13 protein-coding genes are annotated in these 14,233 nt (G+C 59.9%); 10 read left to right on the top strand and 3 right to left on the bottom strand.

Annotation, left to right across the window (positions count from 1 at the left end):
- Both JT360_RS20220 and JT360_RS20215 read right to left on the bottom strand, forming a co-directional pair.
- On the bottom strand, positions 1 to 390 hold the full coding sequence (locus tag JT360_RS20220; RefSeq protein ID WP_214473514.1) for a DUF427 domain-containing protein: 390 nt from the start codon (positions 388 to 390) through the stop codon (positions 1 to 3).
- A gap of 135 nt (positions 391 to 525) precedes the next feature.
- Positions 526 to 882 carry a hypothetical protein gene (locus JT360_RS20215; RefSeq protein ID WP_214473513.1) on the bottom strand — a complete coding sequence of 119 codons (357 nt, stop codon included), beginning with the start codon at positions 880 to 882 and terminating at the stop codon, positions 526 to 528.
- A gap of 317 nt (positions 883 to 1,199) precedes the next feature.
- Between JT360_RS20215 and JT360_RS20210 the strand changes: the two genes are divergently transcribed.
- Together JT360_RS20210 and JT360_RS20205 are read left to right on the top strand one after the other, a co-directional pair.
- Positions 1,200 to 2,828: a fatty-acid--CoA ligase gene (locus tag JT360_RS20210; RefSeq protein ID WP_214473512.1), complete on the top strand. Its 1,629-nt coding sequence runs from the start codon at positions 1,200 to 1,202 to the stop codon at positions 2,826 to 2,828.
- Positions 2,829 to 2,907: 79 nt separating this feature from the next.
- Complete coding sequence (locus JT360_RS20205) at positions 2,908 to 3,693, top strand: DUF1499 domain-containing protein (protein WP_214473511.1); 786 nt, start codon at positions 2,908 to 2,910, stop codon at positions 3,691 to 3,693.
- Between the two features lie 38 nt (positions 3,694 to 3,731).
- Here the strand turns inward: JT360_RS20205 and JT360_RS20200 are convergent, their stop codons facing one another.
- A complete protein-coding gene (locus JT360_RS20200; protein WP_214473510.1) occupies positions 3,732 to 4,640 on the bottom strand; it encodes an MBL fold metallo-hydrolase in 909 nt (302 codons plus the stop codon).
- A 130-nt stretch (positions 4,641 to 4,770) separates the two neighbouring features.
- Here JT360_RS20200 and JT360_RS20195 point away from each other — a divergent pair, with 130 nt between their 5' ends.
- From JT360_RS20195 to JT360_RS20160, 8 genes are all read left to right on the top strand, one after another.
- Entirely contained in the window at positions 4,771 to 5,361 is a 591-nt protein-coding gene (locus tag JT360_RS20195; protein ID WP_214473509.1) for a biotin transporter BioY, read from the top strand.
- A gap of 64 nt (positions 5,362 to 5,425) precedes the next feature.
- The gene (locus JT360_RS20190; RefSeq protein WP_214473508.1) at positions 5,426 to 6,451 is read left to right on the top strand and encodes an NAD-dependent epimerase; all 1,026 of its coding nucleotides are present in this window, start codon (positions 5,426 to 5,428) and stop codon (positions 6,449 to 6,451) included.
- A 127-nt stretch (positions 6,452 to 6,578) separates the two neighbouring features.
- A complete protein-coding gene (gene rfbA / locus JT360_RS20185; RefSeq protein ID WP_214473507.1) occupies positions 6,579 to 7,460 on the top strand; it encodes a glucose-1-phosphate thymidylyltransferase RfbA in 882 nt (293 codons plus the stop codon).
- Entirely contained in the window at positions 7,461 to 8,015 is a 555-nt protein-coding gene (gene rfbC, locus JT360_RS20180; protein ID WP_214473506.1) for a dTDP-4-dehydrorhamnose 3,5-epimerase, read from the top strand. It begins immediately after the preceding gene.
- Positions 8,016 to 8,061: 46 nt separating this feature from the next.
- Positions 8,062 to 9,132: a dTDP-glucose 4,6-dehydratase gene (gene rfbB, locus JT360_RS20175; RefSeq protein ID WP_214473505.1), complete on the top strand. Its 1,071-nt coding sequence runs from the start codon at positions 8,062 to 8,064 to the stop codon at positions 9,130 to 9,132.
- On the top strand, positions 9,129 to 10,037 hold the full coding sequence (gene rfbD, locus JT360_RS20170; protein ID WP_214473504.1) for a dTDP-4-dehydrorhamnose reductase: 909 nt from the start codon (positions 9,129 to 9,131) through the stop codon (positions 10,035 to 10,037). Before rfbB ends, rfbD begins: the two co-directional genes overlap by 4 nt.
- Entirely contained in the window at positions 10,034 to 13,420 is a 3,387-nt protein-coding gene (locus JT360_RS20165; RefSeq protein WP_214473503.1) for a glycosyltransferase, read from the top strand. Before rfbD ends, JT360_RS20165 begins: the two co-directional genes overlap by 4 nt.
- Positions 13,421 to 13,448: 28 nt before the next feature.
- Positions 13,449 to 14,231, top strand: coding sequence for a class I SAM-dependent methyltransferase (locus JT360_RS20160; protein WP_214473502.1), 783 nt, complete (start codon positions 13,449 to 13,451; stop codon positions 14,229 to 14,231).
- The last annotated feature ends 2 nt before the right edge of the window (positions 14,232 to 14,233 follow it).

The following is a 14,233-nucleotide window of genomic DNA, read 5'->3' as shown; positions in this document are numbered from 1 at the left end:
TCAGCCCGGCTTGGCTTCGATGCTGACTTTGCTGGCGTAGAACGCCCCGTGGTCGCGGATGTCGGTCATTTCGTCGAAGGGATGCCGATAGGCCCACATCGCGTCCCTGCCCGCTTCGCCCGCGGCCAGCACGCTCCAATAGCTGGCATCGCCCTTATAGGGGCAATGGGTCGAGTGCTGGGTGCTGCTCAGCCTGTCGAAATCGATGTCGGCGAAGGGAATGTAGAAGACCGGGGGATAGGGGGCTTCGGTCAGCACCTTGGCTTTGGTGGATGACGCGATAACCGTATCGCCGGCGCGCACGGTGACGGTGCCGACATAGGGCTCGACTGTGATGATCTTGTCGGGATTGCGCTGGAAGCCGGGTGCCGGATTGGCGATCTTGTCCATGCTGGTTCTCCTTGCCTCGCCCCCTAAGGTGTGGCGGACATGGCTGTTGCGCAAGGTCCGTTCGCATCAAGAATGCAGGAGCCAACCGCCGGAGCGTGGCGAACGCTTGTAGCGCTCTCGAGCGTCGGCCGAGGCTCAGGCGGCGGTTTTGAATGCGTCCATCAGTCCGGCATAGGCTGCCGCGATGCCGGCCACCGGATTGCTGCTTCTCGAAACCGTTTCGACTTTCAGCGAGCCACCGCCGGTCGGCAAGGTGAGCAGCAGGAACTGGCGATTGCCGCCATCGCCGACGGATGCCGCCGCGACGTGCTGGCCTTCCCCTTCATTCTCCACGCACATCTTGAACAGCAGCGTGCCGCCGACCGCTTCGAGCGCGCCGCCGACAACTTCAACAAATTCGTCTTCGGAAACAGTCTTTTCGTCCGGCACCAGATCAGCCAGGCTTTCCGCAATTGTGCTCTCAAGGGCTTTGTCGTCGAGCTGCGCGTCCATGCGAACCTCTTTCAGTCGCCAATCGCCCCTTGCCCGTTAACGAAGCTTAACGCCGACGATGGCCGGATTGTGGCGGATTTCCCGGTCGCTCGGGACGACACTGCCATCACCATCACGGTTTTGAACCTCCTGCCATCTCGGTGGCACTGACGTTCGGCAGCCCAAAATCCAAAACATCCCAGAATTCAACCGCTTGCCGCGGCGGCACGGATCCTGAAATTCGTTCGCCGCGCAAGCGGGTGACTGGACAATCCCTCGGTTCGCTTCACAATGAGCCAAAGCTACGACGCAAAAAGCGCAAGGGGAGGAGGAACGAGATGCTGGGGCTGATGCAGGAATGGCCGCTGCTGTGCCATAAGCTCATCGACAACGCTGAACGGCAGCATGGCGTGCGCGAGATCGTGTCGCGCTCCATCGAGGGACCGATCGTGCGCACCACCTATGCCGACATCCATCGTCGGTCTCTCAAGGTTGCCCAGCGACTGGAGCGAGACGGCTACGGGTTGGGCGACCGCATCGCCACTCTGGCCTGGAACACCGCGCGCCACATCGAGGCCTGGTACGGTATCATGGGCGTCGGCGCGATCTATCATACGCTCAATTCGCGCCTGTTTCCCGAGCAGATCGTCTGGATCATGAATCATGCCGAAGACAAGGCCGTCTTCGTCGACCTCACCTTCATACCATTGCTCGAGAAGATCGCCGGTGCCGTCAAATCGCTGAAGAAGGTGATCGTGCTGACCGACAAGGCGCACATGCCGCAAACGACCTTGCCCAATGCCGTCGCCTATGAGGAGTGGCTTGACGAGGTCGATGGCGATTTCGCCTGGAAGACCTTCGATGAAGGCACCGCCGCCGGCATGTGCTACACGTCGGGCACGACAGGCGATCCCAAGGGCGTCGTCTACAGCCATCGCTCGAACGTGCTGCACGCCATGATCGCCGCCATGCCCGACGCGATGGGCCTGTCGGCTCGCGACACGATCCTGCCCGTGGTGCCGATGTTTCACGCCAACGCATGGGGTCTTGGCCAGAGCGCGCCGATGATCGGCGCCAAGCTGGTCATGCCCGGCTGCAGGATGGATGGCGCCTCGATTTATGAACTGCTCGACACCGAGAAGGTGACGTTCAGTGCCGCCGTGCCGACCGTCTGGATGATGCTGCTGCAATATCTGGAGGAGACCGGCAAGAAGCTTCCCTATCTGAACAAGGTCGTTATCGGCGGCTCGTCCTGCCCGCGCGCGATCATGACGAAATTCCAGGACAATTACGGTGTCCAGGTCATCCACGCCTGGGGCATGACCGAAATGTCGCCGCTCGGCACACTGTGCACCTTGAAGCCGGAATATGCCTCTCTCGAGGGTGAGGCCCGGCTGGATGTGAAACAAAAACAGGGCTATGCGCCTTTCGGCGTCGAAATGAAGGTGACCGACGACGAGAACAATGCGCAACCCTGGGATGGCAAGACCTTTGGCCGGCTCAAGGTGCGTGGACCGGCCGTCGCTCGCGCCTATTATGGTGGCGCCGGCGCGGAGCAGTTCGATGAAGATGGCTGGTTCGACACCGGAGACGTCGCTCACATCGACGCCAGCGGCTACATGCAGATCACCGATCGGGCCAAGGACGTCATCAAGTCCGGCGGCGAATGGATTTCGACCATCGATCTCGAGAATCTGGCCGTCGGTCATCCGGACGTGGCCGAAGCAGCGGCCATCGGCGTCCATCATTCGAAATGGGGCGAGCGGCCCTTGCTGGTCATCGTTGCCAAGCCGGGCAAGGAGCCGACCAAGGCTGATATTCTCGACTTCATGAGCGGCAAGGTGGCCAAGTGGTGGATGCCCGACGATGTCGCTTTCGTCGGCGAAATACCGCACACCGCCACCGGCAAGATCCAGAAGATCACCTTGCGCCAGCAGTTCAAGGACTACCGCTTGCCGACGGATTGACAGGATGTTGCGTGTTTCGGCTTCAAGCCGCCGCGAAAAGGCACTAAACCTCCGTCCGGGTGGGGCAGCGTAGAGAAGAATGGTTAGCATTCCCGAACGGCAAACGTCGAAGGCCGCCGGCTGGTCGCGGCGCACGGCCGCGTTTTCAGCGGTGCTTTTGCTGACCGACTTCGTCGGACACCGATTCGATCTCGTCGAAACGCCGGTGTTCCTGTGGGTGCTGGGCATTGTCGCGCTGCTGGCGGCGCTGGCGCTGTTGTTCGCCGCGTTCGCCTTTTCGAGGCTGTGGAAATTCGGTGACCGCGGCGGCCGCGACCTGACAGTCGGCGCCTTGCTGGCGCTGCTGGTGCTGATCCCCTACGGCATTGCCGCCTACTGGGCGACGATCTATCCGCCGCTCAAGGACATCTCGACCGATTTCGACGATCCGCCCGCGCTTGACGTCAGTGACCGGACAAAGGACATGAATGTGCTGTCCCCGTCGACACCGGGCGAACAGCGGCTGCAAAACGACAGCTATCCGCTGGTCACCGCACGCAGCTACGACCTGCCATTCGAGACCGTCGTCAATGCCGTCGAAACCGTACTCGACCGGCGCAACTGGGATCTTTCCGAACCCTATCCCGATCTTGCCGGGCAAAGTGACGTGACCATTACCGCTGTCGCCAAAGGCTTCGTGCTCGGCCTTCCCGCAGATGTGGCGATCCGTGTGAGGGACGATGGCGGCACAGTGATCGTCGATATGCGGTCGGCTTCGCGGTACGGCCGCTATGATCTTGGCGACAATGCCGCGCGCATCACCGATTTCCTGGCGGAACTGGATCAGGAAGTCGCCGGCCAGGTCGGTGCGGCCCCAGCCGAATAGCCGTTTTCCTGCGCCAGCGTGCAGGGCGGGCTTGGTACCTATGGGGCCGGCGTGAAAATGCCGCCGATGGCGGGGGCCGCGTCTGTCGACACCATGCCGCGCGCCACGAGGTCCTCGAGATGGGCAAGCACCGACAGTCCGGCCGCACCATGCAGCCGGGGATCAGTGTCGCGATAGATTGCCTTGACCATGTCGGCAACCGTCCGGTCGCCGGCTCTGATACGCTCCAATATGGCCCGCTCGCGCATCTTGCGATGCGCCTTCAATCCGCGCATGAAAGCGCGCGCCGCCGTTACCGGTCCGCCGTGCCCGGGCAAGAGCAGGCGGTCGTCGCGCTCGATCAGTCTGTCCAGCGATGCCATGTAATCGGCCATTGCTCCATCCGGCGGCGCGACGATGGACGTCGCCCACGCCATGACGTGATCGGCCGAAAACAGGATGCCGGTTCCCTCCAGTGCGAACACCGCGTGATTGGCCGTGTGACCGGGGGTCAGAACCGTGCGGATCGCCCAGCCGTCGCCTTTGACCAACTCGCCGTCCGGCAGCGCAATGTCGGGAACGAAAGCTGTGTCGGCGCTGGCGTCGAGCGCATTGGTCTCGCCGATGTGCAACGGCCTTGCCGGCCGGTGCGGCCCCTGCGCCAGCACGATGGCGCCGGTGCGCTCTTTCAGCCGGGCCGCCAGCGGGGAATGGTCGCGATGCGTGTGGCTGACGAAAATATGGCTGACCGGCCTGCCGGCGATCACGTCGAGCAAGGTTTGCAGGTGCGCCTCATCATCCGGCCCGGGATCGATCACTGCCAGCGTGTCGCGCCCGACGACATAGCTGTTGGTGCCATGAAAGGTGAAGGGACTGGGATTTCCAGCCGTGACGCGCTGCACGTCCGGTGCCACGTTCACGCCTTGGCCATAGTTCGGATCGAAGCTGGTATCGAATTTGAGAGCCATGTCTTTTCGAACCATGTCGGCACATTGTTCCCGGAACGGCAAAACCGATTGCCGCATAGCACGCAAGCCAATATAGGAAAATGTAAGGACCGCGATTAGTGGATCGCGGCGGACCGGATTGGGGAAGACCATGGCAACTGCAACGACGATGCGCCCGCTTGTTTCTCTGGCTTTGCCGCAGGAAGGCGCGGCGCGACTGGCAACACAGCTTTTCCTGGCGATCGCGGGAACGCTGCTGCTGACCCTGTCGGCCAAGACCAGGGTGGTGCTGGGCCCCGTCGACATCTCGATGCAGACGCTCGCCGTCTTCCTGATCGCCGCCGCCTTCGGCATGCGTCTCGGTGTCGCCACGCTTTTGCTCTACATGGCGGAGGGCGCGATGGGTTTCCCGGTCTTCCAGGGTACGCCGGAGAAGGGCATCGGCATTGCATACATGCTCGGTTCGACGGGCGGCTATCTCGCTGGCTTCGTGGTCATGGCGGCGATTGTCGGCTGGGCCGCCGATCGCGGCTGGGATCGCCATCCGATAAAGCTTTTCAACGCGATGCTGGTTGCCGAGGTGGTGATGATGGCGATGGGCTTTGCCTGGCTGGCGCTGTTGATCGGTCCGGAAAAATCCTGGCAGTTCGGCGTCGTGCCGTTCATCGTCGGCGACCTGATCAAGGTTGCCCTCGCCGCAAGCCTTGTGCCGGCTGTCTGGTCGCTGCTGAAGCGCTCCTGAGCCCTGCAAGAAGCTTGGCGTGCCATAGACGTCAGGGGGCTGTTCCCGAAGGCGGGTGCTGCTGATGAAGGTTCTGGTTACCGGCGCTGCCGGCTTCATAGGCTATCATGTCGCCAGGCGGCTGCTGGAGCGCGGCGACGAGGTTGTCGGCATCGACAGCGTCAACGATTACTACGATCCGCGGATCAAGCAGGCGCGGCTGCGGCTCCTGGCCGAGGCGAGCCGAAGCACCAATGCCGGCTATCATTTCATCCACGGCAATCTTGCCGACAGAGGGATCGTGGACGGCTGCTTTGCCGATCACGCCTTCGACCGGGTGATCCATCTGGCCGCCCAAGCCGGGGTGCGCTACAGCCTGGAAAACCCGCGCGCCTATGTCGAAAGCAACATCGTCGCCTTCACCAACATGCTGGAGGCCTGCCGCAACGGCGGCATGGCGCACCTGACCTATGCCAGCACCTCGAGCGTTTACGGCGCCAACACCGACATGCCGTTTTCCGAGCATCGCCCGGCCGACCATCCCCTGCAGTTCTACGCCGCGACCAAGCGCGCCAACGAACTGATGGCGCACAGCTATAGCCATCTGTTCGGGTTGCCGACCACGGGCTTGCGTTTCTTCACTGTGTACGGCCCGTGGGGGCGTCCCGACATGGCGCTGTTCCTGTTCACCAGGAGCATCCTGGCCGGCGAGCCGATCAAGCTGTTCAACAATGGCAACCACACGCGCGACTTCACCTATGTCGATGACATCGCCGAAGGCGTGATCCGGGCCAGCGACAGTCCTGCCGCCGGCAACCCGGCCTGGGATTCAAATCATCCGGATCCGGCAACGAGCAGTGCCCCCTGGCGTATCTTCAACATCGGCAACAGCAACCCGGTCAAGTTGACCGCCTATGTCGAGGCGCTGGAAAGCGCGCTTGGCCGCAAGGCCATCATCGAACTCTTGCCGCTGCAGGCAGGCGACGTGCCGGACACTTTCGCCGACACGTCCGCACTGCAAGAGGCCGTCGGCTATCGCCCCAACACGTCCGTGTCCGACGGGGTAGGGCGGTTCGTCGAGTGGTATCTGGCGTATTTTGGGCGAGGGTAACAAAGGTCACGTCTATGCGCGCCAAACAGTCCTCTCGTTTATCGCTTGCCGCATTGACAAGCCATTGTATGAAACCTAAGCACGGACACTCAGGGCCGGGGGGCTTTGGCATGTCAAGGAGAGCTTCTTGAAAGGAATTATCCTTGCTGGAGGCAGTGGAACGCGTCTTTATCCACTAACATTAGCAGTCTCTAAGCAGATCCTCCCGATATACGACAAGCCGATGATCTATTATCCGCTGAGCGTGTTGATGCTCGCGGGTATCCGTGAGATTCTGATCATTTCGACGCCGCGTGACCTGCCGGCCTTCCGTGAGTTGCTCGGCGACGGATCTGAGTTCGGGCTGGCTTTGTCTTATGCGCAGCAACCGCAACCCAATGGCCTCGCGGAAGCCTTTATCATTGGTCGCGATTTCATCGGCAAGGATGGCGTGTCGATGATCCTGGGCGACAACATATATTTTGGCGACGGGCTGTCGCAGCTTTGCCGCACCGCGGCGTCGCGCAAGGAGGGTGCTTCGGTGTTTGCCTACCATGTCGAGGATCCCCAACGCTATGGCGTGGTGTCCTTCGACAAGGCGACCGGCACAGCGCTGACGATTGAGGAAAAACCACAGAAGCCGAAGTCCAACTGGGCCGTCACGGGTCTCTACTTCTACGACAACGAAGTCGTCGACATCGCCCCAACCATCCGGCCCTCGGTGCGCGGCGAGCTCGAGATCACGGCCGTCAACAATGTCTACCTCGAGCGCGGTCAGTTGCACGTGCACCGTTTGGGCCGCGGCTATGCCTGGCTCGACACCGGCACCCATGACAGTTTGCATGAAGCCTCTTCCTTCGTGCGCACGATCGAACATCGCCAGGGCATCAAGGTTGCCTGTCCGGAGGAAATCGCCCTCGAACAGGGCTGGCTGACGGCGGACAAGGTGCTGGAGCGCGCAACCCGCCTGGGAAAGAACGAGTACGCCGCCTATCTGCGCCGGCGTGTCGCCGATCTTTCGGAGGGCTAGATGCTGGAGGTGAGATCGCTTGGCATCGATGGCGTGCTGGAAATCGTTCCGAAGCGACATGGCGACGCACGCGGCTTCTTCATTGAAACCTACAATGCCGAGCGCTTTTCGCGGGCCGGCATCGACCTGCTTTTCGTGCAGGACAACCATTCTTATTCCGCTGCAGCCGGTGTCTTGCGCGGGCTTCACTACCAGCTCGCACCGCGCGCCCAGGACAAGCTGCTGCGCGTCATCCGTGGCGGCATCCTCGACATCGCGGTCGATATCCGCCGCGGTTCGAAAACCTTTGGAAAATGGGTCGCTCTCGAAGTGTCGGCGCAGAAGGGCAACCAGATTCTGGTGCCAAAGGGTTTCGCGCATGGCTTTGTGACGCTCGTGCCTGACACCGAGGTCCTGTATAAGGTGACCGACACCTATTCGCCCGAGCATGACCGGTCGATTCGTTTCGACGATCCCGCCATCGGCATAGAATGGCCTTCGCTGCCTGGCGGTTTCCAGCTTTCGGACAAGGATCTCAAGGCGCCGGCGCTGGCCAATGCCGAGGTGTTCGCCTGATGGGTGTTGTTAAAGGACCAGACATTTGCGTCGTGGGGACAGCGGCATGAATTTTCTCGTGACAGGCGGCGCCGGCTTCATCGGCTCGGCGGTATGCCGGCATCTATGTACCAATCCGGCCTACCGGGTGACCAATCTCGACAAGCTGACCTATGCCGGCAACCTCGCCTCGCTGCGGCCGATCGAGAATGCGCACAATTACCGCTTCGCCCAGGCCGATATCTGCGACGAGAGGGCGGTGCTCGATCTCCTGCGCCGTGACGATATCGACGTCGTCATGAACCTCGCCGCCGAGAGCCATGTCGACCGCTCGATCGACGGGCCGGGCGCTTTCATAGAGACCAACATCGTCGGCACCTACAAGGTCCTCAATGCCGCACTCGAATATTGGCGCGGCCTGTCGGACAACAGGAAAAGCCGCTTCCGCTTCCACCACGTCTCGACCGACGAGGTGTTCGGCGACCTGCCTTTCGACGGTGGCATGTTCGTCGAGGAGACGCCTTACGCACCGTCCTCGCCCTATTCCGCCTCCAAGGCGGCCTCCGACCATCTGGTGCGCGCCTGGCACGAGACCTACGGCCTGCCGGTCGTGCTCTCCAACTGTTCGAACAATTACGGCCCCTATCATTTCCCCGAAAAACTGATCCCGCTCGTCATCCTCAACGCGCTCGACGAAAAGCGGCTGCCTGTCTATGGCGCCGGCGCCAATGTGCGCGACTGGCTGTTCGTCGAGGATCACGCGCGGGCCCTGGAACTGGTCGCCACCAGGGGCATGCCGGGCGAGAGCTACAATGTCGGCGGCAATTCGGAGCGCACCAACCTCGCCGTCGTCGAAACGATCTGCGGCCTGCTCGACATCAGGCGTCCGCGGGCCGGCGGCGAGCCCTATCGCGAGCTGATCTCCTTTGTCACCGACCGCCCCGGCCACGACCGCCGCTACGCCATCGATGCCTCCAAGATCGGCCGTGAGCTCGGCTGGACGCCGAGGGAGAATTTCGACAGCGGTCTTGCCAGAACCGTGGACTGGTTCCTCGACAACAAATGGTGGTGGGGGCCGATCCGCGAACAGCGCTATGCCGGCGAAAGATTGGGCGAAGCACGCAAGGTGAGCGCGTGAGGATCGTCGTCACCGGACGCGACGGCCAGGTCGCGGCAAGCCTTCTGGAGGCCGGCCAGGCACGCGCCGGCGTCGAGGTCGTCGCCATCGGCCGCCCGGAGCTTGATCTCGCAAGGCCCGAGACCGTCATCGACGCCATAGCAGCGGGCAAGCCCGATATCGTCGTGTCGGCCGCCGCTTACACGGCCGTGGACCAGGCCGAGGACGAGCCCGATCTGGCCTTCGCGGTCAACGCGACCGGCGCCGGCAAGGTGACTGAAGCGGCAGCGCGGCTCGGCGTTCCCGTCATCCACCTTTCGACCGACTATGTCTTCGATGGTTCGAAGGACGGCGCCTATGTCGAGACCGACGCGACCGCGCCGCTCGGCGTCTACGGCGCCTCAAAGCTCGCCGGCGAACAGGCGGTGGCGGCAGCCAATCCGCGCCACCTGATCCTGCGCACCGCCTGGGTCTACAGCCCGTTCGGCAGGAATTTCGTCAAAACCATGCTGCGGCTGGCCGCCGACCGCGACGAGATTTCGGTGGTCGCCGATCAATGGGGCAACCCCACCTCGGCACTCGATATCGCCGACGCGATCCTGCATGCGGCCGCCATGTTGCATGGCGACAAGGGGTCCGCCGCGTTCGGCATCCATCATCTGGCCGGCACCGGCGAGACCAACTGGAGCGGTTTTGCCCGCCACATCCTCGACACAAGCCGCGTGTCTGGTGGTCCCTGGGCGCGGGTACGGGACATTGCTACGATGGACTATCCGACCAAGGCGCGCCGCCCCGCCAACTCCCGGCTATCGAGCGCGAAGTTCGCCGCCAGCTTCGGCTGGACCGCGCCGGACTGGCGGCAATCGACGGAAGCGATAGTGCGCCGGCTTCTGACAGGTGAGACGAAACAGGCATTGACTGCATGAACAAGCACCCCTCGGCAGAAAACCTGCAGGATGCGGCGCCCGTCGGCGAGCCGAAAACACGCAAGCCGAAGCCGAAAGCGGCCAAGCGCACCTGCATCATGGTGCTCGGCATGCATCGCTCGGGCACCAGCGCGCTGACGAGGGCGATCAGTCTGCTTGGCGCGGAACTGCCGAAGAATCTGCTGCCGCCAGCTCCGAACAACAATGAGCGGGGATTTTGGGAGCCTGCCCCTTTGGTTGAATTGCATGAGCGGATGCTTGCGGAAGGTGGAAGCCAGTGGGACGACTGGCGTGGTTTCGATATCGCAAACCTTTCGAAACGAAGGGTCCAGCATTACAAGGCTGAAATCGCGCGCCTTCTCGTCGATGAGTTTTGCGAAGCTGAACTATTCGTCCTCAAGGAGCCGCGAGTATCTCGGTTCGTGCCTCTCTATGCGGACATACTCAAGGCCATGAAGGTTGACGTCCGCTATGTGCTCGTCAGCCGAAACCCGCTTGCGGTAGCCGCCTCTCTCCAAAAGCGGGACCGTTTCACCCTCGGCTTCTCCAGTCTGCTTTGGCTACGCCATGAGTTGGATGCAGAAAGCGCGACAAGGGGCAAGCAGCGTGTCTTGGTTTCCTATGAGGATATGATGGCCGGGTGGCGGCCGACGCTTGCAAAGATCGTTGACGAACTGGACCTCGCTTGGCCTCGCTCGCTCAACGAGGCCGCTATCGAGATTGACCGAAATCTTTCCGAAGAGCACAGGCACCATGTCGCCAGTACCGCGCAGCTCATCGCCGACGAGCGTATCTCTGTCTGGGTCAAAGAAGCGTACGCAGCCCTCAAGGCTCTCGCCGACAACGAGGGCGACAAGGTGGCGATCATCACCCTCGACAGGGTGAAGGCCGAACTGGATGCCGTTTCGGCGGCTTCGGGCGACGCCTTCTTTTCGGAACTGGATACTCGTCTGAAAGTCTCGCATGAGAATTTGGCAGGGCAGAGACAACTGTCCGCGCAGCGTGCCAGCGAGATCGCCAGACTAACGGCCGAGCGTGATCAAGAAGCAGCGCAAGCTGCCGAGCGTGAGGCGCAGTTTGCGCAGAACCGCCAAGAATGGCAGCAGCAGATCGAACTGCGAGACAACGAAATCGCCAGGGCGAGGCTCGAGCATGAGGGCGCGACCGTGCAAGTGGCCAGGCGTGAGGCGCAGTTTGCTCTTAGCCGCGAAGAGTGGCAGCGACAGATCGAGCAGCGTGATACCGAGATCGCCAAGCTGGCAGCCGAGCGCGAGCAGGCGAAGGAAACTGCCTCGGCATTGCGTGCCGTTGTTGCACAGATTCATGCCAGCCACTCGTGGATTGTGACGCGTCCGCTTCGTGTCATGGCCCGCCTGTTTCGAGGCCAGGTGACGCTCTCTGCTTTGATCAGAAAAGCGTTTGGCCCGAGTGTTGAGACACACGTACATTCAACATCCGTTGTCCCAAGGTCACGGTTCGCAAGTATCTTATACTATTTGCGGATTGTGTCGAAGGAGGCAGTTAAGCGAATCCGAACACCAAGAGATGCGCATGTTGCGTTGAAGCGTGTGTTCAAAGCACTGGACACAGGTGGGCCTGCTGCTCTCTTATCAGATATCCGGCGAATAGACTCACCTAGTGTTCAGGGGCTGAATTACACATCATGGATCTCGCAGTATGACGCACTTTCCGATCACGATATCGGTGCAGTAAAGTCACTCATACGCAGCCTGCCAGACAAACCTCTGATCTCGATCGTAATGCCGGTTTACAATACATCGGAATGCTTCCTGCGGGAAGCGATCGAAAGTGTGTTGGCACAGCACTATGAACACTGGGAACTTTGCATTGCCGACGACGCCTCGACCGACGGCTCCACCGTCGGAATTCTACGTGAATATGCCGAACGGGACTCGCGCATTAAATTGATTTTTCGACCCGAAAATGGGCACATCTCCCGCGCGTCGAATTCGGCTATCTCACTATGCACTGGAAAATGGATTGCATTCCTTGACCACGATGACACGCTTGCTCCCCACGCTTTGGTTTGCGTCGCAAAGGCGTTGGCCGACTATCCGGATGCAAGGTTGTTGTACTCCGACGAAGACAAGATAAATGAGAACGGAGAGCGCTGCGATCCCTACTTCAAGTCTGATTGGAACTTGGATCTATTTAGGTCACATAATTTAATTACGCATCTCGGCGTATATTTCGCACAAACTATTCGCGATATTGGTGGTTGTCGGCCGGGGTTTGAGGGGGCCCAAGACTATGACCTTGCTCTCAGGTTCACCGAGGTCATAAAACCAGAGCAGATTGTTCACATTCCCCACGTCCTTTACCATTGGCGCTCCCATGCGGGCAGCACTGCGAAAACGTCCGATTCCAAACCATATGCGATGCTTGCCGGGGAGCGAGCCCTGAATGAGCATTTGAAGCGAGTTGAACCGAACGGTGTCGCAAAGCTCGTTGGTTTCGGTTTCAGCACTCGCTATTCGATAGCTACCCCATTACCCTTGGTAAGTGTGATAATCCCCACGCGCGACGCGCATCAGCTTGTCAGAACATGCGTTGATTCAATCACGAAACTAACGACATATAGAAATTTCGAAATCATCCTTATTGACAACGGGTCTACTGATCCGGATGCGTTGCAGTACTTTTCGCAACTTTCAAGAGATGGCGTTGCTCGCGTGATTCGAGATGACGGTCCTTTCAATTTCTCTCGATTGAACAATGCCGCTGTTGAAATAGCCGCAGGAGAAGTGATCGCTCTTTTAAACAATGACATTGAAGTGATTGCGCCAGATTGGTTGACCGAAATGGTCGAACACGCCCTCCGCCCAGGTATCGGCGCGGTTGGTGCGCGGCTTCTCTATCCGAACGGCACGCTTCAACATGGCGGTATTGTGATGGGGCTCGGAGGTCTCGCGGCGCATGCACATCACGGATTTGACAGGTGGTCTCCAGGATATATTGGGCGTGCGGCGCTTAGTCAGAACTTTGCTGCCGTAACCGGTGCTTGCTTAGTGGTCACGAAGGCGAATTACGCCTTGGTGGATGGTCTTAACGAGACCGATCTTGCGGTGGCTTACAACGATGTCGATTTCTGCCTGCGCCTTCGCGAAGCTGGCTTGCGGAATATATGGGTGCCTGGAGCTGAGTTATTTCACCACGAGTCGGCAACTCGCGGATATGAAGAAACTCCCGAAAAGCTGGAGCGGTTTGCAAGAGAGCAGGCATATATGTTGAAGCGTTGGCCGGAAATTATTGCCCATGATCCATACTATAGCCTAAATCTAACTTTGGATCGAGGCGATTTCTCCATTGCTTTTCCCCCAAGAGCGGCAAAGCCATGGAAAGCATTAGACAATCTGTGTTGAATAAAACGGTACAAAAGGGAGAAAGATTGTGCTGGTGAACGAACGGTACTCTTCAGAGCTGCCCTCGAAGCAAGCTGCCATAGATGTCTTTGCGGGTCGCTGGACTTCCGGATTTCCGAAGGAGTCTGGCTTGTCGAGCGGAGGCGTCGTGCCACTCTTCGAAGATCCTCGAATTGCTTATCTGGTGACCAAACTTGGTGCATCGATCGTTGGCGTTAACGCTGTAGAGTTAGGCCCCTTGGAGGGAGGTCATAGCTATTCGTTGATCCGTGCTGGAGTCGGAAGTCTTCTCGCGATCGAGGGAAACTCGTTTTGTTACTTGAAAACACTTATCACGAAGGAGGTGCTTGATCTAAAGAACCTTCATGTCGAGTATGGTGAGGTAGAGAAGTGGCTTGATAAGTCCGACGAAAGGTTTGAGCTTATCGTTGCGAGCGGCATATTGTATCACTTTGTCGATCCCCTTCGCGCATTAGTGAATATGACGAATCGCTCGGAGACAATATTTCTATGGACGCATTTTTTTGACGAGGAGTACATGCCGCAGGGGGATCGGCGGCGTGTTCCTTTTTCGGGTCGGGTGACTACTGCCGAATACAATGGGTACACTGCCAAATATTATTGGCGCTCTTATTTGGGAGCTCAGACCACTGATCTTTTCAACGGCGGCGTTCATGACACTTCCGTATGGATGTCACGGGATGGCATTCTCGAAACGCTCTCCCGCGCAGGCTTCAGCGTCGAAGAGTCGTTTGTAGCAGGCGATCATGTGAATGGCCCGTCGGCTTGCTTTCTGGCACGGCGACGTTGAGG

Source organism: Mesorhizobium sp. dw_380 (genome assembly GCF_018588885.1).
In the GTDB taxonomy this organism is placed as follows: domain Bacteria; phylum Pseudomonadota; class Alphaproteobacteria; order Rhizobiales; family Rhizobiaceae; genus Mesorhizobium.
Note: the sequence above shows the minus strand (reverse complement) of the source record. Positions and strands in the feature narration are given on the sequence as shown.